General features: G+C 65.0%; 14 protein-coding genes. 6 read left to right on the top strand and 8 right to left on the bottom strand.

All coding sequences use genetic code 11. From position 1 onward, the window contains the following. Nucleotides 1–209: 209 nt before the first annotated feature. Nucleotides 210–1,676, top strand: a complete 1,467-nt coding sequence (locus tag L4X63_RS15295) for a DUF438 domain-containing protein (protein WP_250679513.1) — start codon at nucleotides 210–212, stop codon at nucleotides 1,674–1,676. Nucleotides 1,677–1,847: 171 nt separating this feature from the next. Here L4X63_RS15295 and L4X63_RS15290 read toward each other — a convergent pair whose 3' ends face one another. The 6 genes from L4X63_RS15290 to L4X63_RS15265 all read right to left on the bottom strand — a co-directional run bounded on the left by L4X63_RS15290 (nucleotide 1,848) and on the right by L4X63_RS15265 (nucleotide 10,509). After that, nucleotides 1,848–3,233 (bottom strand): NarK family nitrate/nitrite MFS transporter, encoded by a 1,386-nt coding sequence (locus tag L4X63_RS15290; RefSeq protein WP_250679512.1) that lies wholly within the window; start codon nucleotides 3,231–3,233, stop codon nucleotides 1,848–1,850. A gap of 189 nt (nucleotides 3,234–3,422) precedes the next feature. After that, complete coding sequence (locus L4X63_RS15285) at nucleotides 3,423–4,088, bottom strand: respiratory nitrate reductase subunit gamma (protein WP_250679511.1); 666 nt, start codon at nucleotides 4,086–4,088, stop codon at nucleotides 3,423–3,425. Continuing rightward, nucleotides 4,082–4,627 carry a nitrate reductase molybdenum cofactor assembly chaperone gene (narJ, locus tag L4X63_RS15280; protein WP_250679510.1) on the bottom strand — a complete coding sequence of 182 codons (546 nt, stop codon included), beginning with the start codon at nucleotides 4,625–4,627 and terminating at the stop codon, nucleotides 4,082–4,084. Before narJ ends, L4X63_RS15285 begins: the two co-directional genes overlap by 7 nt. Beyond that, entirely contained in the window at nucleotides 4,624–6,075 is a 1,452-nt protein-coding gene (gene narH, locus L4X63_RS15275; RefSeq protein WP_284694646.1) for a nitrate reductase subunit beta, read from the bottom strand. The genes narJ and narH overlap by 4 nt, the downstream gene beginning before the upstream one ends. A gap of 34 nt (nucleotides 6,076–6,109) precedes the next feature. Then, nucleotides 6,110–9,691: a nitrate reductase subunit alpha gene (locus L4X63_RS15270; protein ID WP_250679509.1), complete on the bottom strand. Its 3,582-nt coding sequence runs from the start codon at nucleotides 9,689–9,691 to the stop codon at nucleotides 6,110–6,112. Next, a complete protein-coding gene (locus L4X63_RS15265; protein WP_250679508.1) occupies nucleotides 9,691–10,509 on the bottom strand; it encodes a c-type cytochrome in 819 nt (272 codons plus the stop codon). Before L4X63_RS15265 ends, L4X63_RS15270 begins: the two co-directional genes overlap by 1 nt. A 627-nt stretch (nucleotides 10,510–11,136) precedes the next feature. Here L4X63_RS15265 and L4X63_RS15260 point away from each other — a divergent pair. From L4X63_RS15260 to L4X63_RS15245, 4 genes are all read left to right on the top strand, one after another. Further along, nucleotides 11,137–11,814, top strand: a complete 678-nt coding sequence (locus tag L4X63_RS15260; protein ID WP_250679507.1) for a PEP-CTERM sorting domain-containing protein — start codon at nucleotides 11,137–11,139, stop codon at nucleotides 11,812–11,814. 514 nt (nucleotides 11,815–12,328) lie between these two features. After that, complete coding sequence (locus L4X63_RS15255; RefSeq protein ID WP_250679506.1) at nucleotides 12,329–12,958, top strand: helix-turn-helix transcriptional regulator; 630 nt, start codon at nucleotides 12,329–12,331, stop codon at nucleotides 12,956–12,958. Nucleotides 12,959–13,430: 472 nt separating this feature from the next. Next, on the top strand, nucleotides 13,431–17,783 hold the full coding sequence (locus L4X63_RS15250; protein ID WP_250679505.1) for a S8 family serine peptidase: 4,353 nt from the start codon (nucleotides 13,431–13,433) through the stop codon (nucleotides 17,781–17,783). A 293-nt stretch (nucleotides 17,784–18,076) separates the two neighbouring features. Further along, nucleotides 18,077–20,299 carry an ATP-binding protein gene (locus L4X63_RS15245; protein WP_250679504.1) on the top strand — a complete coding sequence of 741 codons (2,223 nt, stop codon included), beginning with the start codon at nucleotides 18,077–18,079 and terminating at the stop codon, nucleotides 20,297–20,299. A 48-nt stretch (nucleotides 20,300–20,347) separates the two neighbouring features. Here L4X63_RS15245 and L4X63_RS15240 read toward each other — a convergent pair whose 3' ends face one another. Together L4X63_RS15240 and L4X63_RS15235 are read right to left on the bottom strand one after the other, a co-directional pair. After that, complete coding sequence (locus L4X63_RS15240; RefSeq protein ID WP_250679503.1) at nucleotides 20,348–20,596, bottom strand: YMGG-like glycine zipper-containing protein; 249 nt, start codon at nucleotides 20,594–20,596, stop codon at nucleotides 20,348–20,350. Between the two features lie 33 nt (nucleotides 20,597–20,629). Beyond that, entirely contained in the window at nucleotides 20,630–21,085 is a 456-nt protein-coding gene (locus L4X63_RS15235; RefSeq protein WP_250679502.1) for a hypothetical protein, read from the bottom strand. A gap of 244 nt (nucleotides 21,086–21,329) precedes the next feature. On the opposite strand from L4X63_RS15235, the gene L4X63_RS15230 reads away from it, so the two are divergent. Next, nucleotides 21,330–23,447 (top strand): PAS domain-containing hybrid sensor histidine kinase/response regulator, encoded by a 2,118-nt coding sequence (locus L4X63_RS15230; protein WP_250679501.1) that lies wholly within the window; start codon nucleotides 21,330–21,332, stop codon nucleotides 23,445–23,447. Nucleotides 23,448–23,680: the final 233 nt, after the last annotated feature.

Below are 23,680 nucleotides of genomic sequence, written 5' to 3'. Positions count from 1 at the left end.
TGCCAAAAGCGGATAATCCCGGCCAGAATCACCTGAAAAGCATCATGGGCAAAACGGGGCGGTTTCCCGGAACCAGATGGTGGCCCTGCTTCGATAGCTGCCGGCACCAATCTTCCACTTGATGACCTTCGTCAAGGATGCGGGCGAGGCTCTGCTGATATCGTCAAGACATCAGGATCTCGCAATCCGAGGCTCAAGGGGAGGATGACATGGAAATCAGCGCCAAGACCAAACTCGACGATCTCTTTCAGGCATACCCGTTCTTGCTGGACTTCTTCATAAACCGCTCGCCAAAATTCAAGATGCTCAAAAGCGCCGTGATGAGACGGACGGTCGGGAAGGTGGCCCCGCTCTCGTACGTGGCGGAACGGGGAGAGATCCCGGTCGGGCAGCTTCTCTCCGAGATCGCCGCGGAGGTACGCGCGAAGAGCGGCGACGTCCTCGTCATCGCCGCGGGGGAGGGGGGCGCGGAGGCGCCGGTGCTGGACGACCAGGCGCGGCACGAGGTGCTGAAGGGGATCATCCGCGACCTGCACGCCGGGGTGGAGATGGCGGCGCTGAAGCACCGCTTCCATGCGCTCATCCGGGACGTGGAGCCGACCGAGATCGCCCGCATGGAGCAGCGGCTGATCGCCGAAGGGATGCCGGAGACCGAGATCAAACGTCTTTGCGACGTCCATGTCGAGCTCTTCAAGGATTCGCTGGTGACGCAGGAAAGGCCGGCTACGCCCGAGGGGCATCCGGTCCATACCTTCATGGCGGAGAATGCCGCCGCCCAAAGGATAACCGGCGATCTCGACCTCCTGCTGGCCCGGCTGGACGGGACGCAGGACGGGGAGCGCTTCGCCGGAGTGCAGCCCGGCTTGACCGCCCTCCTCGATAATCTTTCGAGCATAAACCTTCACTACCTGCGCAAGGAGAACCAGCTCTTCCCGGTGCTGGAACAGCACGACATCAACGGGCCGACCGAGGTGATGTGGGCCATCCACGACGACATCAGGCAGACGATCAAGCAGGCGCGGGCGGAGATCGCCGGGGCGCAGCTGCCGCAGCTGTACCGGACGGTCCAGACCCTGGTGCAGAGCGTCAACGACATGATCTTCAAGGAGGAGCATATCCTCTTCCCGATGGCGCTGGAGATTTTGCCGGAGGAGGATTGGGCGAAGGTGAGGCTGGGGGAGGAGGAGATCGGCTATGCCTGGATCGAAGCCCCGGCCGGCGGGAACGCGGAAGCGGCAGGGACCGGAGTGGAAAGCGCGAAGAAGGGCGGCGAGATCGACCTCGATACCGGCCGGATGACGCCGGAGCTCGTCAACCTGGTGCTGACCCATCTCCCGGTCGACATCTCCTTCGTCAACGAGAGGGACGAGGTGCTCTACTACTCGCAGACCAAGGATAGGATCTTCCCCCGCAGTCCGGGCGTCATCGGCCGTAACGTCGAGAAGTGCCACCCGCCGAAGAGCCTCCACATGGTGCAGCGCATCCTGAGCGACTTCCGCGCCGGAACGAAGGATGAGGCGGAGTTCTGGATCCAGATGGCGGGCAAGTTCATCCACATCAGGTACTTCGCCGTGCGGGACGCTAACGGCGAGTACAAGGGGACCCTCGAGGTGAGCCAGGACGTCACCGGCATCCGCAAGCTCGAAGGGGAGCAGCGCCTGCTTGATTGGGAGTAGAGGAGCCGGGCTCGGCCGGGCGGACTTACGTGGAAAGAGAAAGGCACCTGGTTTAACCGGGTGCCTTTCTCTTTGGGCGCGGTGGCGGGGCTCGGCGTGGGCTGAAATCCCCCCTGTCCCCCCTTTGACAAGGGGGGGACCTGATTTACCCGGGGCGAGGGGCGAGTTTGCTCAGCAGGGCATGCCGGAGTTCTTGCGGGAGTAGCAGAACCAGGTGAGCGCCAGGCAGGAGAGGTAGAAGCCGAGGAAGCCGTAGAGGGCGGCTTCGGGACCGCCGGTGGCAGCTATCGAGGTTCCGAACGCCTTGGGGATGAAGAAGGCACCGTAGGCCGCGAAGGCGGAGCTGAAGCCGAGCACTGCGGCGGCTTCCTTGGCGGCTTCGGCGACCGCCTGGCCCTCGGCCTGGCTCCCCTTGCCCGCCGCGGCCCGCTGCCGCTCGGTCAGGAAGATGACCGGGATCATCCGGAAAGTGGAACCGTTGCCGATGCCGGTGGTGACGAAGATCAGGATGAACATGGCGAGAAAGCCCCAGAAGTTCCCCCCGGTGCCGCCGTGCGGCAGGAAATGGAGTACGCCGAGCGTGGAGGCCGCCATGGCGATGAAGTTCCAGAAGGTCACCCGCGCTCCCCCGAGCTTGTCGGCCATCCATCCCCCCACCGGGCGGCAGAGGGCACCCACCAGCGGGCCGAGGAAGGCGTACTGGGTCGGGTTCATGGTCGGGAACTGGGACTTGATGAGGAGCGGAAGGCCGGCGGAGTAGCCAATGAAGGAGCCGAAGGTGCCGAGGTAGAGCCAGCACATGATCCAGTTGTGCTTGCGCCCGAAAATGACGGACTGCTCCTTGAAGGAGGCCTTGGCGCTGGCGATGTCGTTCATGCCGAACCAGGCGGCGAGCGTGGCGAGGACGATGAAGGGGACCCAGATGAAGCCGGCGTTCTGCATCCAGACGGACTTGGTGACCCCCTTGATGACGCACATCTGCGGGCCGCCGCAGAGCGCGCCGAACATCCCGGTGGTGATGACCAGCGGCACCAGGAACTGCATGGCACTCACCCCGAGGTTCCCCAGGCCCGCGTTGAGCCCGAGAGCGGTCCCCTTCTGCGCCTTGGGATAGAAGAAGCTGATGTTGGACATGCTGGAGGCGAAGTTCCCGCCGCCGAGGCCGCAGAGAAGGGCCAGCACCAGCATGGTCGTGTAGCTCGTGTGGGTATCGCGCACGGCGAACCCGATCCCGATGGCCGGTAACAGCAGCGAGGCGGTGCTGATGGTGGTCCACTTCCGCCCCCCGAAGATGGGGACCATGAAGGAGTAGAAGATCCTCAGGGTGGCCCCGGAGAGACCGGGAAGGGCCGCCAGCCAGAAGAGCTTGCCGGCATCGAAGCCGAAGCCGATGGTCTGCAGGTTGACCACCACCACGCTCCAGACCATCCAGACCGCGAAGGAGAGAAAGAGCGCGGGGATGGAGATCCAGAGGTTGCGGGAGGCGACGCCTGCCCCCTGCTGCTCCCAGAAGGTCCGATCTTCGGGATTCCAAACGGTTAATACACGAGACGACATGATCCCTCCTTGGGATAGAAAAAGTGAGATTAACAGGCTTGCCCACCGTCCCTAAGGGGGAGGGGCTACCATTGGGTACTTCGTTGGAGGCTTCCCCCACCCCCTGACCCCCTCCCTCAAGGGGAGGGGGGATTTTGATCCACCTTCTCGAAGGGGGCTTTCGGGGAGATGTTGGGGGTCGCGTTGCGCCTACTTCGAACGCCAGCGGTACAGCAGGGGGGGATCCTTCAGGAAGTCGACCGGGAGGTAGAGCATGTGCACGAGCTTGGTGAAGGGGAGCACCGCCACGATCAGGAAGGCACCCGCCGCGTGGAGCTTCACCACCAGCGGAAGATCGGTCACGTAGGCCAGCTGGGGATCGAAGGAGACTACCGACCAGAGGTAGGGGACGGCGGTGTGCAGGTACCAGGCGGAGCCCCAGCGCAGGAAGTAGCTTATATAGATGCCGGTCGCCGCCTGGAACAGCAGCAGGTAGAGGACCAGCCAGTCTCCCGTAAAGGTGACCCTCTTCAGCATCCCGGAGTTCGCGCGCCGCAGAAGGAGGACGAGCGACCCGATCACCGCGAAGAGCCCGAGCCCCAGCCCGAAGCTCTCCACAATAAGGAGGGTCTCCTGGTTGCCGAGGAACGCCTTGACCTGGTTCGGGAAGGCGAAGCCGACGATGTGGGCGGCCAGCACCGGGATGATCCCGTAGTGCCAGGGATTGATCCCCCAGAAGAGCATCTTCCGCTCCAGGAACTGGGTGGAGTAGGCGGACCAGGTGAGCCGGTTGGAGAGGAACCGGTATGGGGTGACCAGGAGCACCAGGGCGAGTGCCATGTAGGGAAGCGCTATGAATATAAGAGAGTTCAGCATGTTGCCACCTCCTGGCAGTCGGCGTTGCAAAGTATTCCGGCCGCCTCGATGAGCGGCGACCAGGGGGACGCGTCGCGCTGCCTCTCGGTCTCGATGAGGCGGTTCAGCCCCGGGAGGACCAGTTCCTCGATGAAGCGGCGCCGTACCGCGTCTTCCCCGCGGCCGGCCAGGTGGGCGAGAAAGCCCAGCAGCACCGGGAGGTGGTCCGGGAGCTCGCAGCCCTCGGGGGCGAAGTCGTGGCGCAGGAACTCCTGCTTGACCTGGATGAGGTAGGCCCCCTTCTTCTGGTTGTCGCCGTAGAGGTGGTGCCCCAGGTACGGGGCGGCCGCCGGGTTGAAGTCGAAGCGGGTGACGTAATCCTCCTGAAGCTCGGCCAGGGTCGAGCTTTGCAGCAGCTCCTCGAAGGGGAGGACCGGGGCGGCGAGCTCCTTTTCCTCCAGGTAGCCGGCCACGGTGTCCAGCGAGCGAAGAAGCTCCTCCCGCTCACGGGGATAATCGAGGAGCTGGGCCAGCCCGTGATAGGAATCGGTCAGGTTCATTTGCCCCCCCTCGTCTTCTTCAGGATGCCGAAGCCCGCCTGCTGTTTGCGCAGTTCCGGATCCTGCTCCTCGCGCTGCTGCGGCGGGATGATGAAGCGCTCCTGGTAGCTTGCCGTGGTGCAGAGCCGGTACAGCCGTTTGGTCCCCTCGAGATCGAGCCCCGCCTCCGCGAGCACCGCGGGATCGGCCGGAAGCTTCAGGTTCTCGCTCCGCATGAAGACCCTGAGCGCAATGAGCTTCTTGAGCACCTCCTCGATGATCCCCTCGTTGCCGCCGGAGAGAAGGCTCGCCAGGTAGCCGACCGGCACCCTCAGGGTCTCCAGGGCCGGGATCATCCCGTGCTCGAGGAGCTTGTGGGTGTCGCCCCAGGTGGAGAGGACCGGGGAGAGGGAGGGGATGTAGTAGGTCATCGGGACGGTCCTGAACTCCGGGTGGAGCGGGAGCGCCACGGCGAACTCCTTCACGAGGGCGTAGACCGGCGACTTGACGGCCGACTCGAGCCACTGCTCGGGGACCCCGTTCTTCCTGGCACCCTCCTGCACCGCGGGATCCTGCGGGTCGAGGATGAGGGCGCGGTGGGCGTCGACCAGATCGCGGTCCTCGTTAAGCGCCGCCGCTTCCACCGCCTCGGCGTCGTAGAGGAGCACGCCCACGTAGCGGATGCGCCCCACGCAGGAGTGGGCGCAGGCGTTGCACTGCCCGCTCTCCACCCGCGGATAGCAGAAGATGCACTTCTCCGCCTTGCCGCTGTTCCAGTTGAAGTAGACCTTCTTGTAGGGGCAGGCCGAGGTGCAGAAGCGCCACCCCTTGCAGACCTCCTGGTCCACCAGCACGACGCCGTCCTCGCCCCGCTTGTAGATGGCGCGGGAGGGGCAGGAGGCGGCGCAGGCCGGGTTCAGGCAGTGGTTGCAGATGCGCGGCAGGTACTGCATGAACATCGAGGAGTAGGATTCGATGACCTTCTTGTCCTTGAGGTTCGGGTCGTTGGCGGCGTAGATCCGGGAGCCGGAGAGGTCGTCGTCCCAGTTGGGGCCCCCCTGGATCTCGTCGATCTTCTTGCCGGAGACCTGGGAGAAGGCCTCGGCCACCGGCTGGTCGTTCCCCTCCTTGGCGCCGGCCAGGTTACCGTAGTCGAAGTCGAACGGCTCGTAGTAATCGTCGATCTTCGGCATGTTGGGCTGGAAGAACATGTTGGCCAGGGTCGGCCCCTTGCCGAGCGCGCGGAGCTTTAACTGGTTGCCGTCCTTGACCCATCCCCCCTTGAAGCGCTCCTGGTTCTCCCAGTTCTTCGGGTAGCCGATGCCGGGCTTGGTCTCCACGTTGTTCCACCACATGTATTCGGCACCCTTGCGGTCGGTCCATATGTTCTTGCAGGAAATGCTGCAGGTGTGGCACCCGATGCATTTGTCCAGGTTGAAAACCATTACTATCTGTGCTCGTACGTCCATATATGCGGCTCCTTGGTCACCGTAGTGCGTATCGTTAGCCCGCCTGGTTGAGTTTTCTCACCACCACGTAGCTGTCGCGGTTCACCCCGGTGGGGCCCCAGTAGTTGAAGTAGTAGCTCGCCTGGGCGTAGCCTCCCAGCATGAGGGTAGGCTTGAGGCGGATCCGCGAGAGGCTGTTGTGGACGCCTCCGCGCTTGCCGGTCTTCTTGGACTTCTTGATGTTGAGGGTCCTCTCCGGCGCGTGGTACATGATGGCGGCACCCTTCGGGATCCGGGAGGAGACGATGGTGCGGCAGACCACGACGCCGTTGGCGTTGTACATCTCCACCGTCTCGTTGTCCTCGATCCCGGCCCCGGCCGCGTCCTCGTCGTTCAACCAGACGGCCTGGCCGCCGCGCGACAGGGTGAGCATCCTCAGGTTGTCGCTGTAGGTGGAGTGGATCCCCCACTTGCCGTGCGGGGTCAGGAAGTTCAAGACCAGCCCCGTTTCCCCCTCGGTCTCGTCCAGAAGCGACGGGTCGAGTCTCCCCTTGAAGGTGGGGAGCGCCTCGTGGAACTCCCGGTAGTACGGGTGATCGAGGTAAAAGGTCTGCCGCCCGGAGAGGGTGCGCCAGGGAACGTCGTGCTCCACGTTGAGGGTGAAGGGGGCGTAGGGGCGCCCGTCGTTCATGAGCCCGCTCCAGATCGGGGAGGTGATGGCGCGGCGCGGCTTCTGGGTCACGTCTTCCCACTTCATCCTGAAGTCGCGGTTACCCTCGGAGATCTGGGAGAGCGGCTTGCCGACCCGCTTCTCCAGCTTCTGGAAGGCGCGGTGGGCGAGCTCGCCGTTGGTCTCGGAGGCGAGCGAGAGGATGACGTCCGCCACCGTCCGCTCGTCCTCCAGGTTTACCCGGCGCTCGCCCTGGAAGGTCCGGGTCGGGAGGGTCTCCTTGAGCTTGTCCGCCTCGTCGTCGGCGTCGTAGTAGTTGCCGTGCGAGCCGAGGTGCCCGATCTCGGGACCAAGCGACATGAAGCGGTTGTAGATGTTCGGGTAGTCGCGCTCCACCACCGCCAGGTTCGGCATGGTCTTGCCGGGGATCGGCTCGCATTCGCCGAGCTTCCAGTCCTTGACGGTCCGCTGGGCGATCTCGCCCGGGGTGTCGTGCAGAAGCGGCGCGGCGATCACGTCCTTGACCGGGTTCGGGAGGTGGCGCTCGGCAAGCTCGCTTACCTTCTTGGCGATCTGGCTGAAGATCTTCCAGTCGCTCTTCGATTCCCAGGAAGGGGGAACCGCGGCGTCCATGCAGTTCACGAAGGAGTGCATGTCGGTGGTGTTAAGGTCGCTCTTCTCGTACCAGGTGGCGGCCGGGAGCACGATGTCGGAGTAGAGGGTGGAGGTGTCCATCCGGAAGTTGAGATCGACCACCAGGTCGACCTTCGCCTCGGGTGCCTTGTCGTGCCAGACGACATCCTTCACCGCCCCCTTGGCGACCTCTTTGGCGCTCACGTTGCTGTTGGGTGAGCCGATCACGTGCTTCAGGAAGAACTCGTGCCCCTTGGCCGAGGAGGAAATGGCGTTGCCGCGCCAGATGAACCAGACCTTGGGGGAGTTGCCGGCGCCGTCGGGGTCCTCGACCGCGAAGCGGGTCTTCCCGCTTTTGAGCCGCGCGACCAGCCAATCCCTGATCTCGGCGTCGCTTTGGCACCCTTCGCACTTGGCCTGCTCGACGAGCTTCAGCGGGTTGGCGTCGAAGTGCGGGGCGAAGGGGAGCCACCCCATCCGGACCGCCTTGGCGTTGAAGTCGGCGGCGTGGACCGGCATCTTTTCCCCGGTCTCCGGCTTGAAGTAGTCGACGAAGCTCCGGTCGTAGCGCCACTGGTCCGAGTGGAGGTACCAGAAGCTCGGCGTATTCTGCAGCCGGGACGGTTTCACCCAGTCGTGGGCCATGGCGATCGAGGTCCAGGGGGAGAGCGGCGCCACCTTCTCCTGGCCGACGTAGTGGGCAAGCCCCGCCCCGTTACGGCCGACGCTCCCGGTGAGGAGGAGCGCGGTGATGGCGGCGCGGTAGATCAGGTCGTTGTGGTACCAGTGGTTCACGCCGGCGCCGATGATCACCATGTTGCGGCCGCCGCTCTGCTCCCCGTTGGTCCCCCATTCGCGGGCGATCTGGATGAGGGTCGCCGCGTCGATGCCGGTATGCTTCTCCTGCCACTTCGGGGTGAAGGGGAGCTCGGATTCGTAGTCGGCCGGGTAGTCCCCCTTGAGTCCCCGCGAGACGCCGAACTGGGCCATCACCAGGTCGAAGACGGTGGTCACCATCACCTCGCCGGACTTGGTCGCCACCCGCCTGACCGGTACCTCGCGAAGCTGATCCTTCTCACCCTCGACGACGAAACGGACCTGGGCGGCGTCGCTACCCAACAGGGTAAGGGCCAGGTCGATCTCGCTTCCGTCGATCATGTCCTTCATGTCGAGGTTCCACTTACCCTCTTCCTTGCTCCAGCGGGAGCCGAGGCTTCCGTGGGGAACCCGCACCTCGCCGTCCTTGGTGGCGACGCACAGGGTCCAGTCGGCGTGTTCCAGGGAAGCGGAGCGCTCGAATTCGTCGGCGCGCAGAAGGTCTCCCTGGCGCCAAGTGCCGTCTTTTTGCTCCAGCTTCACCAGGAAGGGGAGGTCGGTGTACTTCTTCGCGTAATCCATGAAGAAGGGGACCTCGCGGTCGGCGTAGAACTCCTTGAGGAGGACGTGATTGAGCGCCATCCAGAAGGCGCCGTCGTGCCCCTGCTCCACCGGGAGCCAGGCGTCGGCGAACTTGCTGGCCATCGAGTAGTCGGGCGACATGACCACCACCTTGGTGCCGCGGTAGCGGGCCTCGGCGAGGTAGTGGGCGTCGGGGGTGCGGGTCATCGGGACGTTGGAGCCGCAGAGGACCACGTAGGAGGCGTTGTACCAGTCGGCGGACTCGTTCACGTCGGTCTGCTCGCCCCAGACCTGCGGGGAGGCGGGGGGGAGGTCGCAGTACCAGTCGTAGAAGCTCATGGCGACCCCGCCGAAGAGCTGGAGGAAGCGGGTCCCCGCCGCGTAGCTGATCATGGACATGGCGGGAATCGGGGAGAAGCCGATCACCCGGTCCGGTCCGTGCTTCTTGGCGGTGTAGATGTTGGAGGCGGCGATGATCTCGATCGCCGTGTCCCAGTCGCCGCGCCGCATCCCCCCCATGCCGCGCTTGGAGGTGTAGGAGGCGCGGGTCTCGGGGTTCTCCACGATGCTGGCCCAGGCCTCGACCGGATCGTCGAAGCGCTTTCTCGCCTCGGTCCAGCGGTCGAGGAGCGCTCCCCGCAGGTAGGGATACTTGACCCGCATCGGGCTGTAGAGGTACCAGGAGAAGCTGATGCCGCGGGCGCAGCCGCGCGGCTCGTGGTTGGGGACCGAACCGTCGAACTGGGGATAGTCGTTGGCCTGCAGCTCCCACCCGACGATGCCGTCCTTCACGTGAACCATCCAGCTGCAGCCGCCGGTGCAGTTGACGCCGTGGGTGCTCCTGACCACCTTGTCGTACTGCCAGCGGTTGCGGTAAAACTCCTCCCAGTTACGGGATTCGGGACGAAGATCGTCTTTGATCCTGTTGGACGACATTATCTGATTCTCCTCTTGAAGATGATGGCGGCGACGAATAGGAGGGCGAAGAAGCCGAGCCCGGCGGCCGGGTAGGGATCCCGGGTAGGTGCTTTCTTCGCGGACGCGTCCTTGAAGAGTGCGGTGAGGGCGGCGATCTCGTCATCGGTCAACGGGCGGTCGGCGTAGATCTTCTTCATGACCGGGAAGCTCAGCCCCTTGAGGACGCCGTGTATCCCGTTCTCACCCATCTTCTCGTAGCTGCTGGTAAGGTCGGCGGCCAGCACCCCGCCGTCGATCCCGGGGTAGCCCAGACGGTGGCAGGAGACGCAGGGGGCGCCCCCCTTGGCGAAGGGCTGCTTGCCGGTGAAGAGCTGGACGCCGGTAGCGAGGAGCTCCTTGGTCACCACCACCTCTTTGGGGGGTTCCGCGCCCTTGGCGTCGCCCGCTGCGGGAGCAGCCGCCGGAGCGCCTGCCGCCGGAGCGCCGCCGCCGGAGCCCGCTCCTAAAAAGGAGGCGATCTTTTGGGCATCGTCGCGGGAGACCCCGAGGTTGGGCATCTCCATGCCGAATTTCTTCACCAGCTCGGCCTGGGTGGCGTCCTTCTCCGCGGTCAGCTTCTCGGGCTCGGTGATGATCCGCACGATCCACGCCGCCGGTCTCCTGGCCCCCACCCCTTTCAGGTCCGGCCCTCCGCCGTCTCCGCCGCCGATGCTGTGGCAGCCTGCGCACTGCTTCTCGAAGAGTTCCTTGCCGCCCTCGGCCCGAGCGGTACCGGCGACCGCCAAAAGTGCCAGCACCACGAGCCCATTGCCTAGTTTTGCGAACCAACCTGCCATAGGAAATCTCCCTTCCGTCCCTCTATATTTGTGGCCTCCAGGCCGCCAATGCTCCCGGTAAGCCGCTAGCCGCACCTGCCCCTGCCGCTTTTCTCCGATAATACAGCGCAAGCTTAGAACAGGATTCTATTGGTTCGCTTGATCTAGGTCAAAAAAGTGAAATCAGTGAAAGTGATAGAAAATCGATCGGTTAGCCCGCGGTAACCTCTCGAGCGAGCGATCTGTGGCCGCGGGCACTTCCGCGCGGAATTACCTCCCATCCTTCCGGGCACTGCGGAACGCTCGGATAGTAACCCGGCGGGTCTTCGCAGTAGTAGAGGGATTCGACAATTTCCTACACGGCGTCGGAAAAATTTACAGAGGCGTGCGCGGCAACCGGTTCCGGGTATTGAAAGAGTTTATAAATTAATGTCTTCCAAATTTGGCATGCAGGTTGCTGAACCTGTCGCCACACCGGTCAATTTATCGTTTCCCGCATCACGGAAGGCGCAGCAAACCGGCGGCGTGCGATTCGTAAGGTGCAGAAAGAGGCAGTCAGAATCAGGCAAGGATGATTCGGGATCAGGCCATCGTGGTAAACCAAGCGGCTATTCGTAGATCAACAGTAAATGTCTGGAGGAACGTGTTATGAAATGCAAGTTGAGTGTGATTGCGGGACTTGGTCTGCTGGCTTCTCTTGCCCTGCCGATGGGCGCATCGGCCACCCCGATCCTTGGCAGCGAGACGCTGACTATCGGTGTGGGGAACGCCGAGCTGGTGAATGCCGGGTATCTCGGCCCTTACGCGACGCTTCAGATCGATCTGCTCACTCCGAAGACCGCTATGGTGACCATGACCGGGCTCGACAGCTACATGCTCGGGGGCGGCGGTTCGGTTGCCCTCAACACCGGCGGCGGATCGGCCACGGCGACCAATTTCAGCTGGACCGGCGGGAAGAACAGCGGCGGCGGCATCCACACCGGCTATGCCTCTCCCCAAAGCGGCGGAGGGGTGGTGAGCGATTTCGGCCACTTCAACCTGAAGATCAGCGGCAACGGCGCTTACTCCTGCGCGGTGGACAGCCTCACCTTCACCTTGACCGATACGTCGAGCACGCTCTGGAACAGCGTCGACGACGTGCTGGTGGCCAACGCCGACGGCTACGAGGCAGGTGCCCACATCTTCACCAAGGATGGCGTTGTCTCCGGGTTTGCAGGGAACGGCGGCGACGACCCGGCGCCCGTACCGGAGCCGGGGACCATGATGATGCTGGGGGCAGGGGTCCTGAGCCTGGCCATCTACGGGAAACGGCGCCGGAACGTCTGATCCGGCAGCGGGTGCAGACGTTGTAAAGGTTTCCGACAGCGTGTAAGGGAAGCCGACAACGGATTCGCCACCGGTGCCGGAGTAACCGGAAGCCATGCAGAAAGGGCACGGGATCGATCCCGTGCCCTTTTTTGTCGTCTGGGAACGCCGCCCCTGCCACCGGTTCGTAAGGCGGGGAGGTCCATCGGCTGGCAGGCGAGAAAGAATGGTGGGAGAATGGTGGACGTAATAGTAAGGGAGCCCGGCCTCTGAATTTGTGGAGGTGCGTCCTTGACGAAGGGGCAGGGGTGGTGTATCAGTTTTTGACCGGTGCTGGATGCACCCGGAGAAGTTGCTGTATAATAAAAGCAATTTTGCGGCTTGAGTGATTGACGGACTCCGGTCTGTCTTGGCGGTCGGGATTTTAAGAGCGCCATGACCGTGGCCAGGATCGAAGTCCGCTTTAGCTATGAGAATATGCTGACCGACCTTGAAGAAGGATCCGGTGCCTTTGCCTGCCCACCTGTGAGGGGACATGGGAACCACGCCAGCAAACATTCTCATCAATCTGAGCAGCCGCCTTCTCTGCGAGGGGTTGCAGGGAATCATGCGGAGCTCCGGTTGCTACGTGGCGCACATCGGCTACGATGGCGGCACCGACCTCGCTGCCAGTTTCGACCTCATCCTCGTCGATGTGGCCGCCCTCGAGGAGCCGCGGCCGGCCAGGTGGGACAACACGAAGGTCCTCCTGGTCGACACCGGGCTGGCCGAGGAGGAGATCGTCCGGCTCCTCTTCACCCACAAGCTCGACGGCGTGATCTCGACCGACACCGGCTCGGACCTCTTCCTCAAGGCGTTGCAGACCGTTCTCGAAGGGGAGCTCTGGATCGACCACCTCAAACTCAAGGCCTACCTCCACAACTCCTTCCCCATGCAAACCCCGGCGCCGCTGGAAAGCTTCAGCAAAAAGGAGAGGGAGATCCTCCTTTTGGTGGCGGAGGGGCTGAAGAACCGCGAGATCGCCTCCCGCCTCAACATGAGCGAGCATACCGTCAAGACCCACCTCGGCCGCATCTTCAAGACCGCCAACGTCTCCACCCGCGCCCAGCTCGTCCCCCTCGCCCTCAAGCTGAAATCGGCCACCCCGCTCTTCCCCACCGCCTGAAGCACGTTCCGCCCATTATTCCCCCTTCGCCTCTCCACCCGGCCTAGGCCGCTCCCTCGCCCGGTACTACTCCGAAGGGCCCCCGGTGGTAATCCGGCTGTCGCTACCCGGCGTACCGCTTCGGCTATCGCCGGGACCGTCCATTGAATTACCCGTCTTAGCTGCAAATTAAATAACCTTTTGGCCGATTTCAGCGGCGTTGGCAAAGGAATATACTTCCTGCATCGATTCTCGAAGATTCTCAAAGAGGCGATCGACAGAGGCTTTGCGCAGGAGTGTACCTGGTGAATGCCGGACCTTAAGCATACTGGCAGAGCGTTTTTTCCAGCGCCTGCAACTGAACAATCAAATGTAATAGAGCGTGTCTTCTTCCGTACTCGTGGTGCCGGGTCAATCCGCGCAACTGACCGTGCCGTCACGTTTTCGCCAGTGACAGCGACGGGAAGCGAACCACCTAGTAAAGGAGGGAGCCATGGCTAACATTCGTTGGATATTTACCTTCATCTCCCTTCTCCTCCTTTTGCCGGCCGGTAGGGGGAGTTGGGCCGCCGTGCCCGCTGGGCACGAGGTGAGAGTCAACGGGACGGTGATCGAGCTGCGAGGGGAGGAGCAGGCGGTGCCGGCCCTGCCTAAGGTGCGGGAGGAGCAGGGTCCCCGCGCCTGGATCGTCAAGTTCTCGGGCCCCATCGGTGCCGGGCAGAAGGAGGAGGTGGAAAAGCTCGGTTGCCGCCTTACCGACTACCTTCCGGAGTTCGCCTTCCGTGCCGTGATGGACGACGGCGCACGGAAAGCGGTCGTCAGGCTCCCCTACATCGAGGGGGTTGCCCGCTTCCAGCCGGAGCTGAAGCTCCACGAACGGCTCCGGGGCCGCCACCTCGCCGCTCCTGCCGGGGAACGGGTCACCGTGCATCTGAAGCTCGACGAACCCGCCCAGCTGAAAAAAGTGCTTACCACGGTGCAGCGCAAGGGAGGCGAGGTCCTCGACGTGGGGCCAGACGGCCTGCGGGTGGCGGTGCCCCCCGCCATGCTCTCCGAGCTTGCCCTTATGGAAGAGGTGAGCTGGATCGACGAACACACGGAGATGGAGCTTCTCAACGACACGACGGCCTGGGTCATCCAGGGGAACCTCCCGCAACGGATGGCGATCTGGGACCGGAACCTGCACGGGGAGGGGCAGATCATCGGGGTGGGGGACAGCGGCCTCGACTATGACATGCCCTGGTTTCGGGACCCGGCGGGAGCGCCCATCGGCCCCACTCACCGGAAGCTGGCAGGCTACAGCAGCACCTACGGCGACGATTACGATGCCGACACCCCCGGGCACGGCACCCACGTCTGCGGAACGCTCAGCGGCGACCGTACCCCGGTCGACGGATCCGCCACCGCCAACGGGATGGCTCCCAAGGCCCGGATCTTCCTGCAGGATCTCACCGCGGGGGCCAGCTCCTACGTCTATCCCCCCAGCGACCTCGGCCTCCTGTTCTCCGCCGCCTACGACGCCGGTGCCCGCCTCCATACCAACAGCTGGGGGAGCAGCACCAATAGTTACGGTCCCTTCGCAGCGAGCGCCGACCGCTTCCTTTGGGAACACCGGGAGTTTCTCGCCCTCTTCGCCAACGGCAACTCCGGGCCGTCCAGCGGGACGGTAGGGGAGCCTGCCACGGCCAAGAACGTGGTCAGCGTCGGCGCCACCTACAACGGCAGCGGCGCCGACAACCTCGCCACCTTCAGCAGCAACGGCCCCACCGCCGACGGCCGGATCAAGCCGACGGTCACCGCCCCCGGCTACCAGATCGTCTCCGCCGACTCCGACGGCGTCAAAGGGAGCTACAACAGCGGGACCCTCACCATGAGCGGGACGTCGATGGCCACCCCGGCGGTGGCCGGAGCCGCCGCCCTGATCCGCCAGTACTTCACCGAAGGGTACTATCCGGACGGGTTTGCCTCCCCCTCCGCCGCCTTCGTCCCGTCGGCGGCCCTCATCCGCGCGGTCCTCATCAACAGCGCCCGCGAGATGACCGGGACCTCCACCGGCGGGACCATCCCCTCCACCGGGCAGGGGTGGGGACGGATCACGCTGGACGACGCCCTTTTCTTCGCGGGAGACGGGAAGAGCCTGCAGGTGGCCGACGAGACGGCGGGGCTCCAAACCGGCGGCAGCTGGATCAAGGAGATCCCGGTGGCCGACGCGAGCCAGCCGCTCAAGGTTACCCTTACCTGGACCGACTATCCCGGCGCGACCGGCGCCTCCCGGGCCCTGGTCAACGACCTCGACCTGACGGTGACCGGGCCGGACGGGAGCGTCTATCCCGGCAACGCCTTCTTCAACGGGGCGTCGGTGGCCGGGGGCGCGCCGGACCGCCTCAACGTCGAGGAGCAGGTGCTGATCAAGGCCCCAGCGGCGGGTGTCTACCGGGCGGCCGTCACCGCCTACAACGTCCCGATGGGGCCCCAACCGTTCGCCCTGGCGGTCACCGGCGTGATCGGGCCCACCCCGAGAGGGGTCATCGTCCTCGACCGCAAATTCTATTCGTCCAGTGGCGTGCTCGACATCAGGGTGGTGGACCGTGACCTGGACACCGATCCCGCCCGGGCCGAGCAGGTATCGGTACTGGTTGTGAGCGGCAGCGAGCAGGCCGGAGAGCGGGTGCTTCTCACCGAGAGCGGGCCCGCCAGCGCGATCTTCACCGGACGGCTCCCGCTCGCCCCGGGGACGGCGGTCCCTAACGACGGGCGTTTGCAGGTATCCGGGGGCGACGCCATCACGGCCATCTACTACGACGGCAACGACGGGACCGGGAACCCGGCCACGGCAACCGCCACCGCCACGGTGGACGACACGCCGCCGGTACTCTCCGCCGCCACCGTCACCGCAGTCACCGACACCGGTGGCGCGGTCAGCTGGAACAGCGACGAGCCCGCGAACTCGGTCGTTGAGTACGGCGATACCCAGGCACTGGGGGCAAACGTGACCGACCGGACGCTGGTGACGCAGCACCGGGTGGTCCTCTCCAACCTGAAGGAGGCGACCGCCTACTACCTCGCCGCGGCCAGCAGCGACGAAGCGGGGAACGCCACCTCCATCCCGCTGACCCTCACTACCCGGAGCCTGCCCCCCGAACTGACGGCGACCTCCTCGGAAGGGAACAGCACCACGCTCCCCGCCACGCTCATCTCCGGGACGGCGACCGACCCCTCGGGAGTGAGCCAGGTGACGATCGACGGGGCCGTGGTGGAAACGCGGGCCGCCGACGGTTACTTCAGCCTCTCCGTCAACCTCGACATCGGTGACAACCCGGTGGTGGTAACCGCGACCGACACCCTGGGCAACCGGGCCACCGTCACCATCGATATCACGCGTCTTCCGCCGGTCGACCTCGCGATGCAGTCGGTCGCCGGCCCTGCGTCCGCCACCCAGAACGCCGCCATCACCGTCACCGACACGGTCTGCAACGCCGGTCCCGGCTCCGCCACCGCGTTCCTGGTCGCCTTCTACCTCTCGACCGACCTGGCGATCTCCAGCGACGACGTCTTCCTCGGAAGCAGAAGCGTGGCGGGCATCGCCCCCGGCGCCTGCAGCAGCGGCTCGGCAACGGTCACCGTCCCCGCCCTGACCCGCGGGGGGAGCTACTACCTGCTGGCCTATGCGGATTACACCAACCGGCAGACGGATAACAACCGGGGTAACAACACCGCGGCCGGAAACACGATCTCCCTGACCGCTCCCCAGCTGGGCGCCCCGACCTCTCTCACCGTCCCGGCCACCAACGGCACCGGGAGCATCAAGGCGGCCTGGGCCGCCGGGGGCGTGGGGGGAGTGACCTACCAGCTCGAGTACAGTAAGGACGGCGCTCCCTACACGGTAGCGGCATCCCTGACCGCGACGGTGGCGACGGTCGGCGTCACCGCCAACGGCAGCTATACCTTCCGGGTCAAGGCCAAGGCGGCCGGGTACACCGACAGCCCGTACTCGGCGACCGCCACCTGCCTGGTCACCCTCACCTGCGGCGCCCCCACCGGCCTCACCGTCCCGGCCACCAGCAGCACCGGGACCATCAAGGCCGCCTGGGTGGCCGGGAGCGTCAGCGGGACGACCTACCGGCTCGAATACAGCAAGGAGGGCGGCCCCTACACGGTGGCCTACAGCGGAACCGCCACGGTGGCCATGGTCACCGTCCCCTCCGGCGGGAGCTACACCTTCCGGGTCAAGGCGATGAAGAGCGGGTATGCCGACAGCGCGTACTCGACGGCCGCGACCTGCCTGGTCACCCTCACCTGCGGTCCCCCCACCTCGCTCACCGTGCCTGCCACCAGCAGCACCGGGACCATCAAGGCGGCCTGGGCCGCCGGGAGCGTGAGCGGGACGACCTACCAGCTCGAGTACAGCAGAAACGGCGGCCTCTACACGATAGCCGCCACGCTCACCACCACGGTGGCGATGGTCACCGTGACCGCCAACGGGACCTACAGCTTCCGGGTCAAGGCGATGAAGGGCGGGTATGCCGACAGCCCGTACTCGGCGGCCAGCAGCTGCACGGTCACCCTCGTCTGCGGGATGCCCGCCCCGATCGTGGTCCCGGCCACGAGCAGCACCGGGACCGTCAAGGTGGCCTGGGGCACGAGCAACGTGAGCGGGGTCACCTACCAGCTGCAGTACAGCAAGGCCGGCGGCACTTACACGGCGGCCTATAGCGGAACCGCCACCGTCTCCATCGTCACCGTTCCCTCCAGCGGGACCTACACCTTCCGGGTCAAGGCGGTGAAGAGCGGGTACGCCGACAGCGCATGGAACGTATCCACCGCTGTTGCGGTAACCAAGCCGTGATGAAAGCCCCCGGCGAGAACCGGGGGCTTTTTCTTTCTTCATCGGCGGCGATTTTCCGCCCCGGCCTAATTCGCCTGTCTTCCCCCCTTTGAAAAAGGGGACTTTACCGTGCCGCATTGAATCAGGATTGCCGCCCCCTGACATAGGAGACCGCCGTACCCTGGGCTATGACAAATCCCTGGAACTGTTTGCCAAGGAAACCATTTACGGTATAGTCATTGAATTAGGCCACGTTCAGTCGAAGCCCTTTCCCCGTTGATGCATGGGTGATGAAACAGTGCAGGAGTCTCCGTATGTCGAGATTCACCCAACTGCCGATTCGCATTCAGCTCCTCGCCATCGCCATCCTGCTGACACTTCCCGCGCTGGGGATCATCCTCTATTCCGGGCTCAGAGCCCGCCACGAAAGCTACCGCAACGCGGAGATCGAAACCCAGAAGCTTGCCGACAACCTCGCCGCCCGGCAGGAGGGGCTCGTCACCGAAGCGCAGCTTCTGGGGAGCCTCTTGGCCGACCTCCCCGAGGTGAACAGCAGGAACAAGGAGAAGGTCGAGCCCCTCATCGTCCGCATCCACAAGAAGAACCCCCAGTACACGAGCATCCTGATCGCCGACGAGACCGGGCGGATCTGGGCCTCCTCCATCGACGGCATGGACGAGGTCTCCATCGCCGACCGCCGCTATTTCAAGAGCGCCCGGGCCACCATGCGGTTCTCCTCGGGCGAGTACGCACTCCACCGGGTCCTCAACTCCCCCACCGTGTCGTTCGCCTACCCCCTCACCCGTAACGGCAACGGTTTCCACGGCACGGTGATCCTCAGTTACGACCTCGCCATCATGCGCACCGTCCTGCAGCGTTCCCGGCTCCCCAAGGACACCAACTACGTGCTGGTCGATCACCGGGGGCTGACGCTCAGCCGGGGGATCGACACCATGCAGCCGCTCGGGACCCCGGTCTCTCCGCAGGCTTGGAAGGCGCTGTCGCAGGGGGGCGCCCGGGGGACCGGGGTGCTGCTTCGCAGCGACGGGCAGCTGCGGATCAGCAGCTGGCGGTCACTGAGCCTTGCGGGAGAACCGGCCCCCTACCTCTACCTGATCGCGGGGATGTCGCTCAAGGCGGCGGTGGAAAACGAAAACCGCAAGCTCGTGTACAGCATCGCCATGCTCCTGCCGTTCGCCGGCTGCGCATTCCTCTTGGCGGTCTTCGTCGGGAAACGGTCGATCGCCGAGCCGGTGGCGAGGCTGCGCGGGGCCACCCAGCAGCTTGCGGGGGGAGATCTCGGCGCCCGGGTGGGACCGCTCGCCGGCGGCGGGGAGTTCGGCGCCCTCGGCCGGGTCTTCGACGAGATGGCGGGGCGGCTGCAGGTGACCCTGCAGCGGCTCCAGCTCGCCACCACCTCCGGGCACCTCGGGGTCTGGGACTGGAACATCCGGGACGAAACCCTGGTCTGGGACGACCGGATGCTGGAGCTCTACGGCATTCCCCGGGAGGAGTTCACCGGATCGGTGTACACGTGGCTACTCGAGCTGCACCCCGACGACAAGGAGCGGGCGATGGCCGCCTGCGCCGCCGCCCTGGAGGGAGAGCGCGACTTCGACGTCGAGTTCCGGGTGGTCGCCCCGGACGGCACGGTGAGACACATCAAAGCCGACGGGATCGTGATCCGGGACGGCGACGGCTCCCCGGTCAGGATGATCGGCCTCAACCGGGACGTCACCGGCCAGAAGCGGGCCGTGGAGGAGCGGCTGGAGCTCGAGCGCCGGCTCATGCATGCCCAGAAGATGGAGAGCCTCGGGGTCCTGGCGGGGGGGATCGCCCACGACTTCAACAACATCCTGACCTCCATCGTGGGGAATACCGAGCTCGTCCTCATGCGGCTCAAGCCCGATTCGCCGTTGCGGGAGTACCTCGAGCGGGTGAGCCAGTCGGCGCTCAAGGCGGCCGGCCTCGCCAGGCAGATGCTCGCCTACTCCGGGAAGGGGATGTTCGTGGTCGAGCCGATCGATCTCAATTCGGTGGTGGAGGAGCAGAGCCGGACGACGCTCTCCGCGCTCCCGGCCACGGTGGATCTCCGGCTGGAGCTGACCCGGCCGCTTCCCGAGGTGAAGGGGGACGTCACCCAGATCCGCCAGCTGATCGTGAACCTGGTGGTCAACGGCTGCGAGGCCTTGGGCGATACGGCGGGGACCGTCGCCATCCGGACCTGGTCGCGGCGGTGGGAGCGGGAGGAACTGAAAGGCGCCTGGGTGGGGGATGAGCCTGCGGCGGGGTGCTACGTCGTGCTGGAGGTGGCCGACACCGGCTGCGGGATGGACGAGGAGACGCAGGCCAGGATCTTCGACCCCTTCTTCACGACCAAGTTCACCGGCCGGGGGCTCGGGATGTCCGCGGTGCAGGGGATCGTCCGCGGGCACGGCGGGGTGGTGCAGATCGAGAGCGAGCCGGGGAAGGGGAGCGTTTTCCGCGTGCTCTTACCCGCCGCGGCTCAAATCATGACCGGAGACGGCCGGCCGTGACGCCTACGGCGGGCGGGACCGGCCCCGGGAGGAGCCGGTCCCCTGGCGTTATCTACGGCGGTAGTAATGCCGGTCGTTTCTCGGGTCGCCGAGAATGAAGCCGGTCAAAGCACCGGCGGCACCGCCGACCACAGCCCCGACCGCCGGGCTTCCGCCGCTGACGGCACCGAGGAAGGCGCCTCCGGCGGCCCCGATGGCCCCGCCGGAGAGGGTGCTCTGCTGTTGTCTGTTCATACCAACACAACCAAAGGTTAAGGCCGCCACCAGGACGACCGTCAGATATCTCACTGGTCTCATACCTGGCCTCCTGAGACCGTCCCCGCTTTGCGGTCAGTCCTGGCCGCTAAACGGACGGTCTGCGATCCCCGTTTTGAGTCTGGGCCGCACCAATTGCTGCCACATCACCGCCATTACCGGCAGTCCCAGGTCGTCCGGGTGCTCGGTGTAGTAGGTGTCTATGGTCCGGACGATGCTGTCCATCGGCACCCCGGCCAGCCCCTCGGCCAGCTTGGCGACGAACCCCTTCCGCCGCAGATCCGGATGCCGCTCGATGATGTTCTCCTCGATGGTCACCACGTGCCCCACCCCCAGGATGAAGGCCAGCTTGGTCTCCGGTGTCAGGACACCCCAGTCGTGCCCGGTCAGTACCGGCATCTCGTCGAGAGGCTTGCCGGTGGAGGCGGGAATGCCCCCATCGGCGGCGAGCGGCGCCGTTACTGCCGCCGGGATCAAGGAGAGGGATAGTACCAGTATCAGTCCGGGAAAAACGCTTCGCTTGGTCATCATGTACTCACCTCCACTGAAGAAGCGCTTGATCTACACCGATCATTATAGTACAGCAGTAGGCATAGGGATGAACAATATGACAAGCCGCCGGGGAGGCCGCTCACAGCCTTTTCGCCTGATCCAATTAATTGCCTGGAGCGGACGTTTACCAGAGAAACTCTGAGCGGTTAAGAGATAGATGGGGTTGTCCCCGATGCTCCGGGAGGTATAATTCCGTAATCCAAAGCTCCATCCGGGAATCTCCATGACAGTTCGACAACGAACATACCGGTCTCTATCGCTCGTCCCGCTGTCCGCAGTGGGCGGCGGCCCCGCAAACGCGCCGCTCGCCGCGGCCGCCTCCTTCACCGATTCCATCTGCGCCCCCGGCGTTCTCATCGCCTCCTCCCTGCTGCTCATCCTGCTCCTCCTCCTCTTGGCCACGGTCCTGATCGTCCAGATGCGCCGGCTGAAAAACGCCACCAGCTGTTTCTCGCAGGCCCTCAACAGCCGCCATCATGTCCTCTACCGCCTCAACGTGCTCAAGGGAGGGTACGACTACCTGAGTCCCTGCTTCGAGCAGATCACCGGCCACCCGGTGGAGGAGTTCAGGAAGGTGACCCTCGACCGGCTGCGGGACGAGTACTTCCATCCCGAGGACCGCGAGCGGGTCTTCGCCTTCCTCGCCGGGGAGTTCGCGAAAAGAAGCGGGCCGACGGTGACCCTCGATCTCGAATACCGCCTGAAGAAACGGGACGGGAGCTACTGCTGGCTGCACGATTCGAGCACCGCCTGCTTCGACGCCGCCGGCCGGCTCGAGCATTTCTACGGCTCGGCCCACGACGTCACCGGCTCCCGGCGGGCCGAGCATGAGCTCGGGCAGTACTACACCCTGTTCATGACCTCCGAGGACCTCATGTGCATGGCGGATCCCTTGGGGGCCTTCCTGAAGGTCAATCCGGTCTGCAGCGAGATCCTCGGGTACTCCCCCGCAGAGCTCGTCTCCCGCCCCTTCCTCGAGTTCGTCCATCCCGACGACCGGGAGGCGACCGTCGAGGAGATGCACCGCCAGATGAAGATCGGCCATTCCCTGAGGTTCGAGAACCGCTACGTCTGCAAGGACGGCTCGCTCCGCTGGCTCTCCTGGAGTGCCGTCCATGACCCATCGGACGGGATCACCTACGCCACCGCCCGCGACATCACCGACCGCAAGGAGGGGGAGGAGGAGCGCCGGCTCCTCGAGCGGCAGCTTCTCCACACCCAGAAGCTCGAAAGCCTCGGGGTGCTGGCGGGGGGGATCGCCCACGACTTCAACAACATCCTCACCGGCATCATCGGCAACGCCGACCTTGCCCTCATGCGCCTTCCGGACGGCTCGGCGGTCCGCGAGAACCTGGAGCGGATCGAGAAGGCGGCCGGCCGGGCTGCGGAGCTTGCCAACCAGATGCTCGCCTACTCGGGCAAGGGGAGGTTCGTGGTGGAGGCGGTGGATCTCGGCGCTTTGGTGGAGGAGCTCGGCCCCATGATCCAGGTCTCCCTGTCGAAGAAGGCCGAGTTCGTCTACCGCCTGGGCCGCCCCCTCCCCCCCATCGATGCCGACGCCACCCAGATCCGCCAGGTGGTCATGAACCTGGTCATCAACGCCTCCGAGGCGCTCGGGGAGGAGGGGGGACGGATCGAGATCCGGACCGGTTCGCGCAGCTGCGACGAGCGGTACCTGCAGGGGCCCTGGCTGTCGGAGCGGATACCGGAAGGGGAGTACGTCTTTTTGGAGGTGGCCGACAGCGGGTGCGGGATGCCGCCGGAGGTGCTGGCCAAGGTCTTCGATCCCTTCTTCACCACCAAGTTCACCGGCCGCGGCCTCGGGATGTCGGCGGTGCTCGGGATCGTCAGGGGGCACCGGGGGACCATCAAGGTGGAAAGCAAACCGGGGGGGGGGAGCACCTTCACCGTCCTCTTCCCGGCAGGCGAGCGGCGGCCGCCGGAAACCGGCGAGGGGCGCCTCCCGGAGGCATGGAGGGGGGAGGGGAAGGTCCTGGTGGTGGATGACGAAGAGGTCGTGCGGGCGATCTGCACCGAGATGGTGGAGGCGCTCGGGTTTACCCCGCTGACCGCGGCGGACGGGCGGGAGGCGCTGGAGATCTACCGCGCCGCCGGCGATATCTCGCTGGTCATCCTGGATCTCACCATGCCGCGCATGGACGGCGAGGAGTGCTTCCGCGAACTGCGCCGCCTCGACCCCGCGGCCAGGGTGATCCTGTCGAGCGGCTTCTCCCAGACCGAGGTGACCAGGAAGTTCGCCGGGCAGGGGCTCGCCGGGTTCGTCCAGAAACCGTACCGCCTGCCGGAGCTTCGGGAGACCATCCGGAAGGTCTTCTCCTGACCCCGGGAGCGGCGCGTCTTTCGAAAGCCGGCGCGTTGCGCTCACCGCCCTTCCTTTACCGGCGAACCCGGCGCCGGCCCATGCTATTACGGAAAGTAATTGGATCGATTTAATTGATTTATGCTTGTGATATTTTGCCTCTTTGAGTAAGCTTGTCCCCGCCTCATCCAATGTCAGTGCCGCATTACCGAATGAAAGCTGTCGGATTTGAGAGAAGAGTGCCGGGCGTGAGG

It is taken from the genome of Geomonas sp. Red32, from assembly GCF_023652955.1.
GTDB lineage: Bacteria > Desulfobacterota > Desulfuromonadia > Geobacterales > Geobacteraceae > Geomonas.
The sequence above is the reverse complement of the archived record's forward strand: the minus strand, read 5'-3'. Positions and strand labels throughout refer to the sequence as shown.

Excerpts from the sequence above, each read along its gene's own strand:
- L4X63_RS15265 (WP_250679508.1), bottom strand. The coding sequence starts at position 10,509 with ATGGCAGGTTGGTTCGCAAAACTAGGCAATGGGCTCGTGGTGCTGGCA.
- L4X63_RS15290 (WP_250679512.1), bottom strand. The coding sequence starts at position 3,233 with ATGTCGTCTCGTGTATTAACCGTTTGGAATCCCGAAGATCGGACCTTC.
- L4X63_RS15295 (WP_250679513.1), top strand. The coding sequence starts at position 210 with ATGGAAATCAGCGCCAAGACCAAACTCGACGATCTCTTTCAGGCATAC.
- L4X63_RS15230 (WP_250679501.1), top strand. The coding sequence starts at position 21,330 with ATGACAGTTCGACAACGAACATACCGGTCTCTATCGCTCGTCCCGCTG.
- narH (WP_284694646.1), bottom strand. The coding sequence starts at position 6,075 with ATGGACGTACGAGCACAGATAGTAATGGTTTTCAACCTGGACAAATGC.
- L4X63_RS15240 (WP_250679503.1), bottom strand. The coding sequence starts at position 20,596 with ATGAGACCAGTGAGATATCTGACGGTCGTCCTGGTGGCGGCCTTAACC.
- L4X63_RS15285 (WP_250679511.1), bottom strand. The coding sequence starts at position 4,088 with ATGCTGAACTCTCTTATATTCATAGCGCTTCCCTACATGGCACTCGCC.
- L4X63_RS15260 (WP_250679507.1), top strand. The coding sequence starts at position 11,137 with ATGAAATGCAAGTTGAGTGTGATTGCGGGACTTGGTCTGCTGGCTTCT.
- L4X63_RS15235 (WP_250679502.1), bottom strand. The coding sequence starts at position 21,085 with ATGATGACCAAGCGAAGCGTTTTTCCCGGACTGATACTGGTACTATCC.
- narJ (WP_250679510.1), bottom strand. The coding sequence starts at position 4,627 with ATGAACCTGACCGATTCCTATCACGGGCTGGCCCAGCTCCTCGATTAT.
- L4X63_RS15270 (WP_250679509.1), bottom strand. The coding sequence starts at position 9,691 with ATGTCGTCCAACAGGATCAAAGACGATCTTCGTCCCGAATCCCGTAAC.
- L4X63_RS15250 (WP_250679505.1), top strand. The coding sequence starts at position 13,431 with ATGGCTAACATTCGTTGGATATTTACCTTCATCTCCCTTCTCCTCCTT.
- L4X63_RS15255 (WP_250679506.1), top strand. The coding sequence starts at position 12,329 with ATGGGAACCACGCCAGCAAACATTCTCATCAATCTGAGCAGCCGCCTT.
- L4X63_RS15245 (WP_250679504.1), top strand. The coding sequence starts at position 18,077 with ATGTCGAGATTCACCCAACTGCCGATTCGCATTCAGCTCCTCGCCATC.